The organism is Leptospira alstonii serovar Sichuan str. 79601, assembly GCF_000347175.1.
GTDB lineage: Bacteria > Spirochaetota > Leptospiria > Leptospirales > Leptospiraceae > Leptospira > Leptospira alstonii.
On sequence record NZ_ANIK01000028.1, the window covers coordinates 65,631 to 82,988 of the forward strand.

Below are 17,358 nucleotides of genomic sequence, written 5' to 3' on the forward strand. Positions count from 1 at the left end.
CCGATGAATTCCTCAAAAAAGAAACCTCCCGAAAAAGAAAAACTGACCAAACCTACCGGCGCCTCCTTTTTTATCGTAGTCGCTTTCGAAGATACGGAAATGTTCTATTCCATCAAAAACAAGACCGAAAAGAAATTCTCCGCAACCTTGTATGAAAGTAATTCTATGCCTACTTGGAAAGATCCGGATGCGGATCTTTGGAATCGATTTCCGGGAAGACACACGAAAATTCTTTCCTTTAAAAGAAGAATTCACAGGGAAGAACTTCCTTCCATTCAGAAAGAATGTCTTTCGATTCAAAACTCCGCAATGGAAAAGGACGACGGCGTTCGTATTTTTCCGGGATATCTTTGTAATCATTCCGTCGTAATTTCGAGCGTCCGAGACGACTTTCACAGAATTTATCTATTCAACGGTGTTTATGCCGAAACGGTTTACAACTATCAAAAACAAAAGATGGTCTTTAGGGAAACGGCTCCTCCGTTTTTTAAAACTCCGGAAGCGGTTTATTTTTTTACAAGTCTGAGAGAATCCTATGTTCAAAACATTCATAAAACCTAAACTACTTTTTTCCGTTTACGGAATCTGCTTATCCTTATTCGGAACCTGCGCGCAAACCCGGCTCGAAGTCGCGACGATCACTCTTTGCGATCATTTCAATCGGGCAGGAGAATGTCTCGAACCCGTGGAAAAAAATCATCACTACAAAGTGGAAATTCCGAATAACAGAAAACCCGATACCTGGGAAAAGTTCGCGAACTATCTCTACTTTCACGCTCGGGAAACTCCGGGTTTCCTGATTCGATTCAATCGTAAACTGACTCCTTCCGAGTCCAGAGCGATCCGGGATTCATATTACGCCACGATGAGTTTTTCGGGAACCGTAGAAAGGATGGAAGGTTTTGAAATGGGAGAGGATTGGGTGGGTTCGTTTCAATATCTGGGTTCTATCCTCAAGGACAAACTGAGAAAAGAAAATCGTCTCGGTTCCTTTCCTTATACGAACGCGGTTTTTCCCGCGGAAGTGGAATTCAAATTCAATTCCTCTCTTTTTGAAGGCGGAGAAAAAACAAAAATCAACCTGAGTTACACGGTACTTCCTCCGGAAAAATAAAGGAAAAACGGATCGGCTTTCGGGTCAGAGCCAACTCTGCAAGTGACTGGTTCCAAAGCCGGTGTCGCAAATCCCGGGTAAGGCTCCTTCGTTTTTATTCCTTGAATTTCCATCTGTGAGGCTTTCTTTTGGTATTATCCATGAATTCGGAACCCCATTTCCGTATTATTTTTCCTCTTCTACCGAAAGTTGTGTGTAATTAATGAACCGAATTTTTCTCTGCCTCATTTTAAGCTTACTGGAAATCCATTGCGCGTTGTCGGAACAACCCAATCTGGGAGTTCAGGAATTTCAAGGAATTACTCTGGACGGAAAACCGGTCCGACTTTCGGAGGTGGCGGCGTCTCGTTTGGTTTTAAACGTGTACGGACCGAACTGTATTCCTTGTATCAAAGAAATTCCGGCGCTCAACTATCTCTACCAGGAATTGCAAAAAGACTCGAAGATCCGATTCTATATGGCGGTGGATCCGGCTCTTTTCTTTGACGAACCGGAAACGATGTCGGAAGAAGAGTTACTGACCAAGGCGGTTCCTTTGGTAAAAGAGGAAATTCGGAAATACGGAATTCAAGTTCCTACAATTCTAATGAAAAAACCGTTTCGAGTGAGTAGAACGGATTCTATTGTTACGGGAACTCCCGAAACGCTTCTTTTTAAAACGAAACCTTTCCTGCTCTATTACAATTTTATCGGACCGATCAGCGAGGAGTCCAATCCGCAGAGGTTGAGCGCGGATCAGAAGGTTCTTTTTTTCAAAAGGATGGCCGGATCTTCATGAGAAGTTTAATCGTTCGATTTAAGGATTGCGAAGGGCCCGGAATTTTACTCGATTCCTTAAAGGAAAGAAATTATAGAATCACCTATCACAACGCGTACGATCCTCGATTGCAACCGCTTCCGGACGCACATTTGGTTTTCGATCTGATCGTTCTTTTGGGAGGACCCCAGTCCGTCGAAGATCCTGCGCTTTCTCGTTTTTTCGAACCTTGGCTCAACTTAGTGCGTTATGCGGCATCGATGCCGAATCGCAAAGTGTTCGGAATTTGCCTCGGTTCGCAAATCATTTCCAAGGCGCTCGGTGGGGAAGTCCGGCGGGGCGAAAAAGGTCCCGAGGTAGGTTTTTACGACGTTCAGGTTCGGGAACCTTCTCCTTTCCTTTTCGACGGAATCTCTTCCTTTCCTGCGTTTCATCTCCACGAAGACGTGTTTTCGATCCCACAAGGAGCAAAACATCTTTTAACGAGCGAGATGTATTCCGATCAGATGTTTTCCTTTCAGGATCGAATTTTTGGAATTCAGTGCCATCTGGAAGTTACGGCTTCCATGCTCCAGGTCTGGCAGACGGTACATTCGGACTTTATCCGTTCTGCCGGTTGGGTTCCCGGACCGGAAACGGAGGTTTTGAGGTCTCAAATGGAGAACGTGGGACGCAGAATTTTCGGAGCGATCCTCGATCTTACACCCGACACTACATCCAATCGGTCTGTTTTTACTCCGCAAAGCCCCGGCGCAGTTGCGGCCGGAAACGGATGATTAAACTTAGTGGAGTTCGAGAGCCGCGAAGGTTTGGAACACGACCTTTTCGAACCTCGCTCGGGTTTGGATCGGATTTCGACTTGATGATCTTAAAAGCAATAATTCAAATGATAGAATATACGGAAAAATGAATATGATTCAAAACATTCTCCGGGTCATTCTCGGAAGTAAATTCGAACGAGACTTGAAAAAACTCATCCCGATCGTCGTACAGATCAATTCTTTGGAAGAAAGAATGAAAGGGATGAACGATTCCCAACTCTCTTCTCAAACGATTGAATTTCGAGAGAGGATCGCTCGGGGCGAATCCTTGGATTCCATTCTTCCCGAGGCATTTGCCACGGTGAGAGAGGTTTCCCTTCGTACGATGGGAATGAGACATTTCGACGTTCAGATGATGGGAGGGATTGCCCTCCACGGCGGTAATATCGCGGAGATGAAAACCGGGGAAGGAAAAACCCTGACTTCGACTCTCGCCGTTTATCTGAACGCTCTTGCCGGAAAGGGAGTTCACGTCGTTACCGTAAACGACTATCTCGCCAAACGGGACGCGAACTGGATGAAGCCGATCTACGACTTTCTTGGAATTTCCGTAGGAGTGATTCAACACGATATGGATCACGAACAAAGAAAAGCCGCTTATGGGGCGGACATTACGTACGGAACCAACAACGAATTCGGTTTTGATTATCTGAGAGACAATATGGTTTCTCACAGGGATCATAAGGTTCAGAGATCCCATTTTTTCGCGATCGTGGACGAGGTAGACTCGATTCTGATCGACGAAGCGAGAACTCCTTTGATCATTTCCGGTTCTTCGGACGAAGCGACCGACAAATACGTTCGTATCAATAAGATCGTCCCTAAGTTGATTGTAACGGAAGACTTCGAGGTGGACGAAAAGGCGCGTAACGTGCTTCTTTCCGAAAGAGGCGTTTCTCACGTGGAAGAGATTCTGGGGATCGAAAACCTCTACGCTCCCGAAAACGTGGATCTGGTGCATCACGTTCACCAAGCTCTGAAAGCGCATAAGATCTTTCAGCAGGACGTGGATTACATCGTTCGAAACGGTGAAGTTGTGATCATAGACGAATTTACGGGTCGTCCTATGGAAGGTAGAAGATATTCGGACGGACTTCACCAAGCTCTCGAAGCGAAGGAAGCTGTGACGATCGCGAAAGAATCCCAAACCCTCGCTTCCATTACGTTCCAAAATTATTTCAGGATGTACGATAAACTCGCTGGTATGACCGGAACCGCGGACACAGAAGCGGAGGAATTTAAGAAAATCTACAATTTGGACGTTACCGTAATTCCGCCTAACGTGACGGTTCAGAGAAAGGATTTTCCCGATCGTGTTTATAGGACCGAAAAGGAAAAATTTGAAGCGATCCTCGCCGAAATCCGGGAACTCCAATCCAAAAAACAACCTGTTCTCGTAGGAACGATCTCCATCGAAAAATCCGAAGTTCTTTCCAGGATGCTCGCATCCGCCGGGATCCAACATAGCGTCTTGAACGCTAAGTTCCACGAAAAAGAAGCGGAGATTGTCGCTAACGCTGGAAAACCCGGTGCGGTCACGATCGCGACCAATATGGCGGGAAGGGGAACCGACATCGTTCTCGGAGGAGCGCAGCCCTATAAGGAGAATTTGGAAACCTGGAAGGACGAAGACGATCTTATAAGAGAGTTTAAGAAATCGATTTTAAAACAAGAATTGGAAAACGCCGAGTCGGTCGTTCAGAAAATGGATTCCGGCGCGAAACAAAAAAGGGCGAACGAAATCCTTCAGTCGATAAAAATTTGGAAAAAAAATCACGAAGACGTGATTGCCGCCGGCGGTCTTCATATTCTAGGAACGGAAAGGCACGAAGCGAGACGGATCGACAACCAGCTTCGCGGGCGTTCCGGTCGACAGGGAGATCCCGGTTCCAGCCGTTTTTATTTGTCTCTTCAAGACGATCTGATGCGGATTTTCGGTTCGGATCGGATTTCGGGCTTAATGAAATGGGCGAACATGCCCGAAGGCCAAGAGATCGAAAGCAAAATGGTGAGTAACGCGATCGCCAGAGCGCAGAAAAGGGTGGAAGGTCATAACTTCGATATTCGGAAACACCTTTTGGAATACGACGACGTGATGAACCGCCAAAGAATCGTAATCTACAAGATGAGAAACGAGGTTCTCGAAAACGAAGACATTTCTCCTTTGATCGGCGGTTTTATCGAAGAGGCCGTGGAGAATCAAATCGTAATATACTGCGAAGGAAACAATCCTTCCGCTTGGAATCTGGAAGCGCTGAACGAATGGCTGGGAACTTTAGACCTCGACGTTAAAATCAAAGAAGAAGATTTTAAGAAAACCAAAAATCCTCAGCTCGCCTTGTTTGATACGATCAATGCGGCCGCAAAACAAAGATACGAGGGCCGAGCCGAAAGTATCGGTAAGGATATTTGGAAACTTCTCGAAAGAAATATTTTCCTGGATATCTTGGATCATCGCTGGAAAGAACATCTCTATTCTATGGATCATCTGAGAGAAGGAATCTGGACCGTAGGTTATAGCGAAAGAAATCCTCTCGTTGAATACAAACTTCAAGGTTTTAGAATGTTCGACGTTGCGATCGAAAATCTGAAAAACGAAGTCGTAAACTTTTTATTCCGCGTGGAAGTGTCGGAAAATTCCAAACCACCCGAAGAAAAACGGGAATATAAAAAAGTGGGTCGGGAAGTGACCGGAGGATTTCAAGAACTTACGGGCGGAACTTCCAATCAATCTCGTTCCACCGTAACGGTCAGTTCCGGCGGAGGAACCGAAAGAAAAACGAGTCGGAGAAGGAAACGCTGAGATTTCCTTTTTTCACATTCGTTGTAGTTTGCGGATCGGGAATTCTCGTTTCCTGTTTTACGACGTCGCCCCCAAAAGGTTCCGCAAAACAAATCTACGCCGATTGTATGGAGACCTTCGGAGATCGGGAAAAATGCGAAAAGCTGGTTCTTAAACAACTTATAGGTTCCGACAAAACGGAAAGTTCCTCTCAAGCGAAAGTGGAAGAAAGCCGAACCGTTTCCGAACGAGCTCTGGATCCGGAGATTGAAAAAAATCTGAGACTCAGGTCCGAGATCAAGGACACATTACAGGGACAGAATCGAATTTTTGTGAAAGAATTCTTGGGAAATCCCGATCAGATTCAGTTTAGAACCAACAGCATCGAAGCCTTTGTTTATACGAGACCGATCAGTCGATACAAACCGGGCGCAAAACCGGATTTGGAAATCCGAGTTTTAATGCGAAATGGGACGGTAGTACGCGTTGAACACGTGGCTCCGTGATTGGATTAAAACCCAAAAAGTGGAAATGTTGTCGCCTTTTTAAGCATTAAAAATCGAAAAACGTTTGTAAGCCTTATCCTACCTTAGAATCGTGGATTGAATGAAGGTCCATTGGATCCATCGATTGCTGATTTTGGTTCTGACTGCGGTGATCGTATTGCCGTGCGAGGAAGATGGAACCTTTGATCTCGCATTTTTAGACGTTCGAGGTGGTGAAGTTCATTCCGCTCTTGCGAAAAGGATTCACAGTCAATCATATCCTAAAACGCGTTCCGAAATTCAATCCGGCATCGAAACCAGAGATCTCGCCATTTGTCCAAGAGGACGTTACGATTTTTTAGATCTCGTATTCTCCGGCTTTTTCGAACTTTCCAAAACGGAAAATTATTTCTTTTTTGGAAAGTTCACTGCGCCTAAAACGCACTTTAGCTATTTACTTTCTTCACTGCTCCTAAACTTACCTCCACCTATCGTTTGATACATCCTTCTAAACTCGGTTTTTAAACGGCTCGGTTTAGATTTTGTTATTTTGGTGCATAGCACTAACCCCGAAGCGAAAGGTAATGAAAACAATCTCGGAGAACCGTACAACTTGATACGCAAACATACAAACTTGGAAAACTTATGAGAAAGATTTTCACGCTATTACTCATTCTTTGGATACATCCGATCCTGCCGGAGGAATCGAAAGGTTCGTCTTCGTACCAAGATCCCGGACTCGGTATCCCGGAATCTCCGACACAATCGGAGAATCCGATTCTACGCGAGGCTCCGGAAGTTTCTCCGGATAAAGAGAGAACTTTGGATCTTAAGACCGCGGAAGAAAAACTCTGGAAAAACAATTTACTCTTGCTCGCGTCTCGTTTCAACATTGATGCGCGCAAGGCCGGAATCGAACAGGCGGGACTCTATGCGAATCCGAACATCTTTATCGATCAGAGTATTTTTGCGGAACCGACTCAACGTTACTTCGACTTTTCCCGTTCGGGACAAACCGTGGTTCAGATCCAGCAGCTTTTCTTGTTAGGCGGAAAAATCGGTAAAAGGGTACGCGTAGCCGAACTGAACGCGAGAATGGGTGAGCAGGAATTCTACGACCTCGCTCGGGAACTTGTAAGTAAACTTAGAAAATTATTCTACGCGATTTACTACTATAGACAAGCGATTTCTTTTTACGATCAGAGTTTGGAAGCGTTAGGCAGAACCGTAACTTCCGCCGAAATGGGTTACAAAAGAAGAGCGATTCTGCAAGCGGAAGTTCTCCGTTTGAAAGCCCTGTATTTCTTTCTTAAAAAAGAAAGAGAAGAATTGAATATTCGAATTTTGGAAAGAGAAGCGGATCTGCGGGTTTTGTTAAACGACGATTCTTTCCGAAGCGCGGATATAAAAATCGTTCCGATGCTCGTCGAAAATCAACTGGATATTCTCGAACCGGGAAGATTGAAACGAGACGACCTGTTGGAACTGGCTCGTAATAAAAGACCGGATCTCAAAAAAGCCATCCAAGCTCTTCGTTACGAAGAAGCGAACTTGGAATTGCAACACGCGAACGCGATTCCCGATCTTGCCTTCGGTCCTATGTACAACAGAGGGGGAACGGCTTTCCAGAACTATTGGGGGATCACAGCTCAGTTGAACATTCCTATCTTTGATAGAAATCAGGGAAACATCAAGGCGTCCGAAAAAGCGATTCTTTCCAAAAAACAAGAACTTAAAAACACGCTTTTGGAAGTCGAAAACGAGGTCGCAGTTTCCATCGAAACCGCCAAGATCAAGGACGAACTCTACAAAAAATTCAGAAACACTTATACGAAAGAATACACCGATCTTTCCAAGGATATGATTCTCAGTTACGAAAAACGTTATATTACGATATTGGAATTTACGGATTTTTTTGAAACCTATCGTTCCAGCGTTGTGGAAATGCTAAAATTACAGACCGATCGTATGGACGCGATCGAAGGAGTTAATTTTTCCGTGGGGCAGGGAGTTCTCATTCCGAAACTCTCCCCACCTGCAACGGAAGATAAGTGAGGATATTGACATGAAGATACATTTTACCAAAAAAACCATATTAATCACAGGATCGGCCGCAATCATCGCCATCGTATCCTTCGCGATTTTGAGCCTATCCAACCGAGGCGACAAGAAGGCAAAAGTTCCTCCGAGCAAACCGATCATTTCCGACAACGGAGAAAAAATCGAATTCAAAGAGAACAGTCCCGGTCTTGAGATCATAAAAATCAAGGAGATCGGAAAGGACGGAGAGTTCATCAACGTGGACGCTCCGGCTCGATTGATCGCCTCGACTTCTCCTTCCGTGAGCGGAGGAGAAAGAATCATTCTTTTTGAATCCTCGGAACTCAACGATCTTTACGTCGGTTACGTTCATTCTCGAAACAGCCTGAATCGTTCCGTTAAAAATCACGAACGGATCAAGGATATGTTCAAACACAGGGTCGCCACCGAAAAGGATTTGGTCGAAGCGGATACACAACAGAACAACGACGAGGCGGAACTTGCAGAATACGAAGGGAAACTCAGAGCTGTGGGACTCAATCCCGCGCTCCTCGGTAGATCCGGAGCTCAGAGCGCTTGGATTATCAGCGACGTTCCCGAATCTCAACTTTCTAAATTGAAAAAAGGAAAACGAGTTAAGGTTCGTTTTTCTTCCTTTCCCAGCGAAGAATGGACCGGCACCGCAGAAGCCCTGGGCGATAACGTGGACCCTATGACGAGAACCGTAAAGGTTCGAATTTTAATTACCAACTCCGGGTTTAAATTAAAACCGGGCATGTTCGCGAACGTTAAATTTCCGGAAGATACGGCGGGTGATACGGTCGTGGTTCCATTCAATGCGATCGTTACCGTCGAAGGTCAGAACTACGTTTTTGTGGAGGAATCTCCGCATGAGTTCACCAGACGCGAAGTGACCTTGGGTATTTCCTCAATGGATCGTGTAAACGTTATCGAAGGGTTGACTAAGGGCGACAGAGTGGTCGTTCAAGGTTCGATTCTTTTGAAGGGACTCAGTTTCGGCTTTTAACATGAAACATTTGAAATTCTTAGTCCTATTTGTATTATTAGGGTTTTTGAATGTTTCTATTTTGGCCCAGAGCCAAAATCAGAAATACAATTCCGATTCCAAGGACGATGTTTCTCCCGAGTGGACGGATGATCCGGATCGAAAGACGAGATTCGGAAAGGAGGAATCGAGCGAGGACATTCTCAAAGGCAAACCTCTTGCGAAGTCCACAAACTTTCTCGTATACGGCGCGAGCATAGGATCTCCGGGAAGTATCAATCTCAATCTCGGTTACTATTACAAAGATATAGTACTTAGAGTTTCCGGCGGAAGGTGGAATCCTCATTGGTGGGGAGGACAGGTCGATATCGGTTATAGTTTTTGGAAAACTCCCGTAATCGCACATAGCGTTTCTATTGTATTCGGAAGATTTGAAGTGGATCCGTTTCAACCGGAAATCGGCCGAGGCGGTCAAAATTCTTATCCGAGCGGTTCGTCGTTTCCCGGTTACACACACAGAGATCCTACGTATGAGGATTTGCTCCTACGTTCTTACGTCACGGAACAAAGCCCGGATTTGGCCCTATATCTCGAACACGAAAGCCGCGACAGACAAAAGGTTCATTTGAATCAACAGTACGTAGGTTTGACTTACGACTTTTTGCTCGGTAACTTTTTCCTCCAAGTGGGTGCGGGAATTGGTAAGGGAGATTATAAAAATCCTCAGCTTCTCATTCAGGTCGGCTATTTGTTTGATACTAGATAATATCCATGAAAATTCTAAACTTAATCATAGAGTCGGCGCTTCGATACAGATTTTTTACGTTAGCCGCCGCCGTTCTTTCTCTGGCGATCGGTGTTTGGTCCTGGATCGACATTCGTAAAGAAGCCTATTCCGACATCGCTGACACTCAGGTTCGTCTCGTCGCAAAGTTTCCGGGAAAGGCGACCTTGGAAGTGGAAGAAAGGGTAACGATGCCGATCGAGCGGGTCCTTCATTCCACTCCGAACTTAATCGTAAGGAGATCCAGAACGATCAACGGGCTCGTCGTATTTCAGTTCGTATTTGAAGAAGGCACGGACGATTACTTCGCGCGTATGCGTTTGATGGAAAAGGTCAGAGACGCGGTCATTCCGGAAGAAGTGACTCCTACGCTCGCGCCTATGAGTTCTCCCGTCGGAGAAGTATATCGATACGTAATCGAATCGACGACCGGAAATCATACTCCGATGGATTTACGCACGATTCAGGATTGGATCGTAATTCCGAAGTTACTCCAGGTTTCCGGGATTGCGGACGTGGTTACCTTCGGAGGTTTGCCGAAACAATTTCACGTCGTGACTTCTCCGGAAAAATTAATTCGTTATAACGTGACCGTGAGCGACCTGATCGACGCAATCAAAAGTAACAACCTGAATACGGGTGGAAACTTTCTTTTGCAAGGAGAGCAGTCTCTCCCGATCCGTTCCCTCGGTGCGATTCGAAGTCCGGAAGATATCGAAGACATCGTAGTAAAAACGGTCAACGGCGTGCCGGTTTTCGTGAAAGACATCGGCTCGGTGGAAATTTCACATCCGATTCCGAGCGGTGTTTTGGGTTATACGGTCCAAAACGATCAAGAAGGATTGATCGACGTAGATTCCGCCGTTCAAGGTCTTGTCGCCATGAGAAGATGGGTGGAGCCGAACGCCTTTGGAGAGCGGGTTCGCGCTAAGGTCCAAGAGATCAACGATCGATACATGCCCGAAGGAACTCGAATTAGAAATACTTATGATCGGGGCGATTTAGTAAAATATACTCTGAGAACGGTCGGAACAACTCTGTTGGAAGGGATCGGAGTCGTAAGTTTAGTCGTGATCTTTTTTATCGGAAGTTTGAGAGCTTCTATCGTTGTGGTCGCGACGATTCCGTTCGCGCTTTTATTCTCGTTTACGATGATGAATTCTTCCGGCATTTCCGCGAGCCTTTTGTCTCTCGGTGCGGTCGACTTCGGGATCGTAGTGGATAGCGCGGTCGTGATGGTTGAGAACATCATGCGCCGTTATAAGAACGCCTCTCCCGCCGATAAACAAAAGGGAATCGTTCGATTTACGTACGACTGCGCGACCGAGGTCGGAACGGAGGTTTTGTTCGCGATTTTAATCATCATTCTCGCTTATCTTCCTATTTTTTCGTTTGAAAGAATCGAAGGAAGACTTTTCAAACCGATGGCCTTCACGTTGTCGTTTGCGATTTTCGGAGCCTTATTGTTCACGATGACCGTTGTTCCGGTTCTCATGTCTTTCTTTTATCGGAAATATTTTGAATCGAAGAATCCGGGACCGATCGAATGGCACAATCCAGTTTACGAATGGATGGAAAGATCGTATGAAAAGGTCGTACATTATTTAGTCGATCGATCCAAGAGAGTCGTGACCGTCGCTTTTACGGGAGTTACCGGACTTTTGGTTGTGGGTATGATGTCTCTCGGAACGGAATTTCTTCCTTCCCTCGACGAGGGCGGATTTACGCTCAGACTTTATTTTCCGGTGGGAATTTCTCTTCCCGAAGCTAAGAAGTTCGTTCCCAAGATCCGGGCTATGATCTACAAAAACGAACAGGTCAACATGATTCTTTCTCAGTATGGAAGAAACGACGACGGAACCGATCCTCTTCCTCCGAACCGATTGGAAGTCTACGTCGGATTGAAAGACTATAAAAACTGGAACGAAAAAATCACCAAGGAACAACTTTTGATCCGTATGAGAAACGAACTCGAAGAAGGATTACCCGGTGTGAAGGTGAGCTTTTCACAGCCGATCATGGACAACCTTTCCGAGGCGATCATGGGAACGATCGCCGACTTGGCCGTTTTCGTTTCCGGTCAGGACCTGACGGTGATGCGTGATATTTCACAACAGATTTTAGATATCGTTTCGAAGATGAAGGGAGCCAGCGAATACGGAATCGAACAGGAAGGGCCGGCTCCTCAGCTGGTCATCCGTCTCAAAAGAGCGGTCGCCGCTCGTTACGGAATCAATATCAGCGATATACAGAACGTGATCGAGGCTGCGGTCGGTATGGAACCGATCAGTTATTTATACGAAGGTCCGATGGACACTCCTCCGAAAGACCGGGCTCTGTTTGGAATCGCGGTTCGTTTTGCAAAAGACTATCGCCAGTCCGCAAGAGAGATCGCAAACATCCCGATTATTTCTCCGAAGGGAGAAAGAATTCCCCTCTCTCAACTAGCGGACATCACACAAGAAGATTCTCCGACGATGATCTTTAGGCAGGACGGAAAACGGACTCTTACGGTTCGTTTGAACGTAAGGGGTCGAGATCAAGGGGGTTTTGTCGCCGAATTGCAACAGAGGGTGAAAAAAGAAGTTAAGATTCCGGAAGGATTTGAAGTCCGATACGGAGGTCAGTATGAAAACCTGGCCCGTGTTGGAAAACAGCTCGCGATCGTGATCCCGGTTACGATCGGAATCATCTTCGGACTTTTGTTTATGCTTTATCGAGATTTGAAGTCGGTGATCGTCGCGCTTTCTTGTATTCCTCTTTCTCTCTTAGGGGGAATTTACGCGCTTCTAGCCCGAGGATATTATTTTAACGTTTCTGCGGGTGTGGGTTTTATCTCCCTATTCGGAATCGCAACCATGGCCGGAATCTTGTTTGTTTCCAAAGCGAATCACCTTCGATATGACGATTTGAACATGACGGTAAGAGAGGCTGCTATTCTTTCCGCAGTCACTCAACTTCGACCTCGTTTGATGACGATGTTACTTGCCTTGTTGGGGCTCATTCCCGCGACGATGGCGTCCGGAGTCGGTTCGGATGTACAAAGACCGCTCGCTACCGTAATGGTGGGCGGTTTGGCTTCCGCGCTTTTCTTAGTATTAACCGTAATGCCGAGTCTTTATATTTTGGTCATGGGAACTAACGATGACTTGAAAAAAACGAGTCCTTCTCAGGATTCTACCGATTATAGTTCCTTTTCGGAAGATTCAAACATTCTTACGTTATCCGGTTATGAAGAAGAAACGAACGTAACGCCGGATGAGAAAAACGGTAAAAAGCAAAAGTCCGTAAAGACAAAGACGATTCGAAAAAATACACGATAAGTTTTGCCATTGGATAGACCGCTTGGTTTTTAGAAAGACAAAGCGGGGAATTCCTTCTCGCCGAAAATCCACCAAATTCTTAAGTTCAATCTATATTTGCACTTTTCATCAAACATAGTTTAGCTTCATTTTAGAATTTCCAAAATGTGCGTTTGACCCCGCGATTACGTTTCTTTGACGGTTCCAATCGGTAATACCGACCGGTCTCAAAAACTCCGAGACTTCCTTTTTATAACCCTTTCCTTTCCAACAAAAAATGCTTGCGGTCTGGCGGCGTTTGAATCATTTTCCCTGACAAATTCAAATATTTCAACGAGCGACAACGGACCGGATTTTCGGAAAGTTTCAATTTGAAATACGACTTTTTGTTGTTCCAAAACGCCAAATTGTACATCCATTTGCCGTATCTGCGTTCAGCGCCGGACTTTTTAGCCCGTTTTTATTTTCGTTTTGATAAACCCGAATTCCGCTACCCCGAGTTGAGTTCATTAATGTGAGGAATTAAATCATGATCCGAAATTTACTCGAAGGGGTACTTCGTTTTCGTCTTGCGACATTGATCGCCTCTGCCGCCGCGATCGTTTTCGGGATCTGGGCTTGGGTCGATATTAGAAAAGAAGCATATTCCGATATAGCCGACACTCAAGTGCGACTGATCGCGAAGTTTCCAGGAAAAGCCGCAGTGGAAGTGGAAGAACGGATTACCATTCCGATCGAAAGGGTATTGAATGCAATTCCGAAGGTTGCGGTCAGAAGATCCAGGACGATCAACGGTCTTGTTGTATTTCAATTCGTGTTCGAGGACGGAACGGACGATTATTTTGCGAGAACCCGTCTTTTAGAAAGGGTTCGGGACGCGGATATTCCCGCAGAAGTGGAGCCGACTCTCGGCCCAATGAGTTCTCCCGTAGGTGAAATCTACAGATACATCGTAGAGTCGAAGTCCAATCATACTTCGATGGAACTCAGAACGATTCAGGATTGGGTAATCATGCCCAAGATGCTCGGAATTCCAGGAATCGCGGATGTCGTAACTTTCGGAGGATTACCGAAACAATATCACGTAGTCACCACACCGGATAAATTGATTCGATATAAACTTACGATCAACGACGTAATCGAAGCGATTCAACGAAACAATCTCAACACCGGAGGTAACTTACTCTTACAAGGGGAACAAGGATTTCCGATCCGATCCTTGGGTGCGATCCGAGAGCCGAAACATATCGAAAACATCGTAGTCAAAACCGAAAACGGAGTTCCGGTCTTTATTAGAGATTTGGGAAGTGTGGAAATTTCCCATCCGATTCCGAGCGGCGTCCTCGGTTATACGATCCAGAACGATCAAGAAGGTTTGATCGACGTGGATTCTTCCGTGCAAGGTTTGGTTGCGATCCGTCGTTGGGGAGATCCAAACATAATGGGAGAGCGGATTCGCGCCAAGGTAGATGAGATCAACGAGAATTATCTACCGGACGGCGTTCGGATCAGAACCACATACGATAGAACCGACCTCGTAAACTACACGCTTCGAACCATCGGTAAGACGCTTGTGGAAGGTGTGGTCGTTGTCAGTTTGGTTTTGATCTTTTTTATAGGAAGTGTCAAAGCTTCTCTTGTGGTGGTCGCGACGATTCCGTTCGCGATGTTATTCGCCTTTTTACTCATGAATATCACCGGAATTCCGGCCAGTTTACTGTCGCTCGGCGCCATTGACTTCGGGATCATAGTGGACGGGGCCGTGGTCATGGTGGAAAACATCATGCGCCGTTACAGGGATGCGTCCCCGATCGATAAGAAAAAAGGAATCATTCGATTTACCGTGGACTCCGCGTCCGAAGTCGGGACTGAAATCATTTTTTCCATCCTCATTATCGTACTTGCGTATCTTCCGATCTTTTCCTTTGAAAGAATCGAGGGAAGACTTTTCAAGCCGATGGCGTTTACGATTTCCTTTGCGATTATAGGAGCGCTCATCTTTTCGATGACCGCAATTCCGGTGATGATGTCCTACATCTACCGCAACTATTTCGAATCTCAGAACCCGGGTCCGATCGAATGGCATAACCCGTTTTACGAATGGCTGGAAAGAAAATACGAAAGGCTCATTGAGTGGCTCGTAGAAAGATCCAAACGAGTTGTGGCGATTTGTTTTTCCGTCGTGGGAAGTTTGCTGGTAGTGGGCGGCCTGTCCTTAGGAACGGAATTCTTACCCGAGATGGACGAGGGTGGTTTTAACTTAAGAATTTTCTTTCCCGTTGGCATTTCCTTACCCGAGTCTAAAAAATTTATTCCGAGAATCAGACAACTCATCTATAAGAACGAACAGGTCAACGTCGTACTTTCACAGTTGGGAAGAAACGACGACGGAACGGATCCTCTTCCTCCGAACCGCTTGGAGGTTCTCGTAGGTTTGAAAGACTACGACGATTGGAAAGAAAAGATCACCAAAACCGAATTGTTGCTCCGAATGAGAAACGATTTGGAGGCCGGGCTTCCGGGAACCAGAGTGAGTTTTTCCCAACCGATCATGGATAACCTTTCCGAAGCGATTATGGGAACGATCGCGGACTTGGCGGTTTTCGTTTCCGGAAACGATCTCAAGGTCATGAGACAGATCGGGAACGAAGTTCTTGAAATCGTCAAAGAAATGAAAGGGGCCAGCGAGTACGGAATCGAACAGGAAGCCGACAGTCCTCAGCTCACCGTTCGAGTCGATCGAGAGGCTGCGGCCCGTTACGGGATCAACGTAAGCGATATTCAACAAATGGTGGAAGCTGCAATCGGGATGCAGAGAATCGATACTCTCTACGAAGGTCCTTCCGACATCCCTCCGAAAACCCCGGCACGATTCGGGATCGTGGTTCGATTTTCCAAGGACTATAGAACTTCTCAGAGAGCGATCGAAAACATGCCGATCATTTCTCCCAAAGGAGAAAGAATTCCTTTGTCGGAATTGGCGAAGGTTACTTTGGAGGACGGACCAACGATGATCTTTCGCCAGGAAGGAAGAAGAACCGTAACCGTTCGAACCAATATTCGAGGAAGGGATCAGGGCGGGTTCGTAGCCGAACTTAGAAAAAAGGTCCAGGAAAAAGTGAAACTGCCGGAAGGTTACGAAATTCGTTACGGAGGGCAATACGAGAATCTTGCGAGAGTAGGAACGCGTTTGGCGATGGTGATCCCTTTGACGATCGCGATTATCTTTGGCGCCTTATATTTACTTTATAAAAATCTAAAGTATGTGTATGTGGCTCTTGCCTGTATTCCTTTGTCTCTCGTCGGAGGGATTTACGCGCTTTTGTTGAGAGGTTATTATTTCAACGTTTCGGGCGGCGTAGGATTTATCTCCCTTTTCGGAATCGCGACGATGGCGGGAGTTCTTTTCGTATCGAGAACCAATCACTTATTACACGAAGACGACGAAATCAGTGTGAGAGAAGCCGTGAAAAAAGCGGCGGTGATCCAGCTCCGGCCTATGCTCATGACGATGCTTTTGGCGCTTTTAGGACTCATCCCAGCGACCCTTGCCTCCGGAGTGGGTTCCGACGTTCAGAGGCCGCTTGCAACCGTAATCGTGGGAGGGTTGTTCTCCGCGCTTTTATTGGTTCTTACGGTACTTCCGTCTTTGTATTTGATTCTTGTCGGAGAAAGAGAATACAACCTTCATAAAAAACAAAAAGGGCCCGCTTTCGAGCCTTACTCTTATCTGGATCAGTACCCGTTGGAAGAATACGAAAGTGAGGATTTAGATTCGTTATCGGAAACAAAAAAGACTTCATCATCCAGTAAGGAGAAGAAGTCTTCAGATTCGGCCTCGAAGAAAACAAAGAAGAAAAAGTAAGGATTTTTCGTTCTTCGATAGCGTTGATTCGACGGTTGAAAGTTTGGGCATGTCGAGCGATCCATAGAGAGCGTTGCATTGCGTTTCCCCTTGATTTTGGATGGTGGTGAAGAAACTCTATTTCGCTCTTTATAAGTCGCGAAATAGGAGGTGGAAGACTCGGGAGACTTTTCTAATATCAGAAAATCATACTTTTTGCAAGTAACAAGCTCCATTCTTGTCGGAACACTTGCATTTTATTGTATGTAAAATCCTAATCCCTAAAGCCTAATCACTCGCCACTTGAAACGTGTGCGTTTTTGATCCTTCTTCTTCTAAAACCTTTCTCAACTTGTGGGTAACGTTATGACTAACTCCTAACCACTTGAAATGTGGGAACTCCCACGTTTTATTGGTGAAAAG

General features: G+C 45.8%; 12 protein-coding genes and 1 pseudogene. All 13 read left to right on the top strand.

The window, feature by feature from the left end:
• Nucleotides 1-3 precede the first annotated feature (3 nt).
• A complete protein-coding gene (locus tag LEP1GSC194_RS06095) occupies nucleotides 4-561 on the top strand; it encodes a DUF4416 family protein (protein WP_020772936.1) in 558 nt (185 codons plus the stop codon).
• Nucleotides 536-1,114: a complement regulator-acquiring protein LcpA gene (gene lcpA, locus LEP1GSC194_RS06100; protein ID WP_017809261.1), complete on the top strand. Its 579-nt coding sequence runs from the start codon at nucleotides 536-538 to the stop codon at nucleotides 1,112-1,114. The genes LEP1GSC194_RS06095 and lcpA overlap by 26 nt, the downstream gene beginning before the upstream one ends.
• Before the next feature lie 101 nt (nucleotides 1,115-1,215).
• A pseudogene (locus LEP1GSC194_RS23560) lies at nucleotides 1,216-1,284 on the top strand (TlpA family protein disulfide reductase); the annotation flags it as partial.
• 32 nt (nucleotides 1,285-1,316) lie between these two features.
• On the top strand, nucleotides 1,317-1,892 hold the full coding sequence (locus LEP1GSC194_RS06105) for a TlpA family protein disulfide reductase (RefSeq protein ID WP_020772807.1): 576 nt from the start codon (nucleotides 1,317-1,319) through the stop codon (nucleotides 1,890-1,892).
• Entirely contained in the window at nucleotides 1,889-2,647 is a 759-nt protein-coding gene (locus tag LEP1GSC194_RS06110) for a type 1 glutamine amidotransferase (protein WP_020772762.1), read from the top strand. Before LEP1GSC194_RS06105 ends, LEP1GSC194_RS06110 begins: the two co-directional genes overlap by 4 nt.
• A gap of 136 nt (nucleotides 2,648-2,783) precedes the next feature.
• Nucleotides 2,784-5,495 (top strand): preprotein translocase subunit SecA, encoded by a 2,712-nt coding sequence (gene secA, locus LEP1GSC194_RS06115; protein ID WP_020772854.1) that lies wholly within the window; start codon nucleotides 2,784-2,786, stop codon nucleotides 5,493-5,495.
• Nucleotides 5,496-5,602: 107 nt separating this feature from the next.
• Entirely contained in the window at nucleotides 5,603-5,980 is a 378-nt protein-coding gene (locus LEP1GSC194_RS06120) for a hypothetical protein (protein ID WP_017808607.1), read from the top strand.
• Between the two features lie 100 nt (nucleotides 5,981-6,080).
• Nucleotides 6,081-6,458, top strand: a complete 378-nt coding sequence (locus LEP1GSC194_RS06125; protein WP_036041571.1) for a hypothetical protein — start codon at nucleotides 6,081-6,083, stop codon at nucleotides 6,456-6,458.
• Between the two features lie 146 nt (nucleotides 6,459-6,604).
• Entirely contained in the window at nucleotides 6,605-8,014 is a 1,410-nt protein-coding gene (locus tag LEP1GSC194_RS06130; RefSeq protein ID WP_020772839.1) for a TolC family protein, read from the top strand.
• A gap of 10 nt (nucleotides 8,015-8,024) precedes the next feature.
• Nucleotides 8,025-9,026, top strand: a complete 1,002-nt coding sequence (locus LEP1GSC194_RS06135; RefSeq protein WP_020772768.1) for an efflux RND transporter periplasmic adaptor subunit — start codon at nucleotides 8,025-8,027, stop codon at nucleotides 9,024-9,026.
• A gap of 1 nt (nucleotide 9,027) precedes the next feature.
• Nucleotides 9,028-9,771 (top strand): hypothetical protein, encoded by a 744-nt coding sequence (locus tag LEP1GSC194_RS06140; protein WP_020772900.1) that lies wholly within the window; start codon nucleotides 9,028-9,030, stop codon nucleotides 9,769-9,771.
• 5 nt (nucleotides 9,772-9,776) lie between these two features.
• On the top strand, nucleotides 9,777-13,112 hold the full coding sequence (locus LEP1GSC194_RS06145) for an efflux RND transporter permease subunit (RefSeq protein WP_020772914.1): 3,336 nt from the start codon (nucleotides 9,777-9,779) through the stop codon (nucleotides 13,110-13,112).
• Between the two features lie 508 nt (nucleotides 13,113-13,620).
• The gene (locus LEP1GSC194_RS06155; RefSeq protein ID WP_020772786.1) at nucleotides 13,621-16,956 is read left to right on the top strand and encodes an efflux RND transporter permease subunit; all 3,336 of its coding nucleotides are present in this window, start codon (nucleotides 13,621-13,623) and stop codon (nucleotides 16,954-16,956) included.
• The last annotated feature ends 402 nt before the right edge of the window (nucleotides 16,957-17,358 follow it).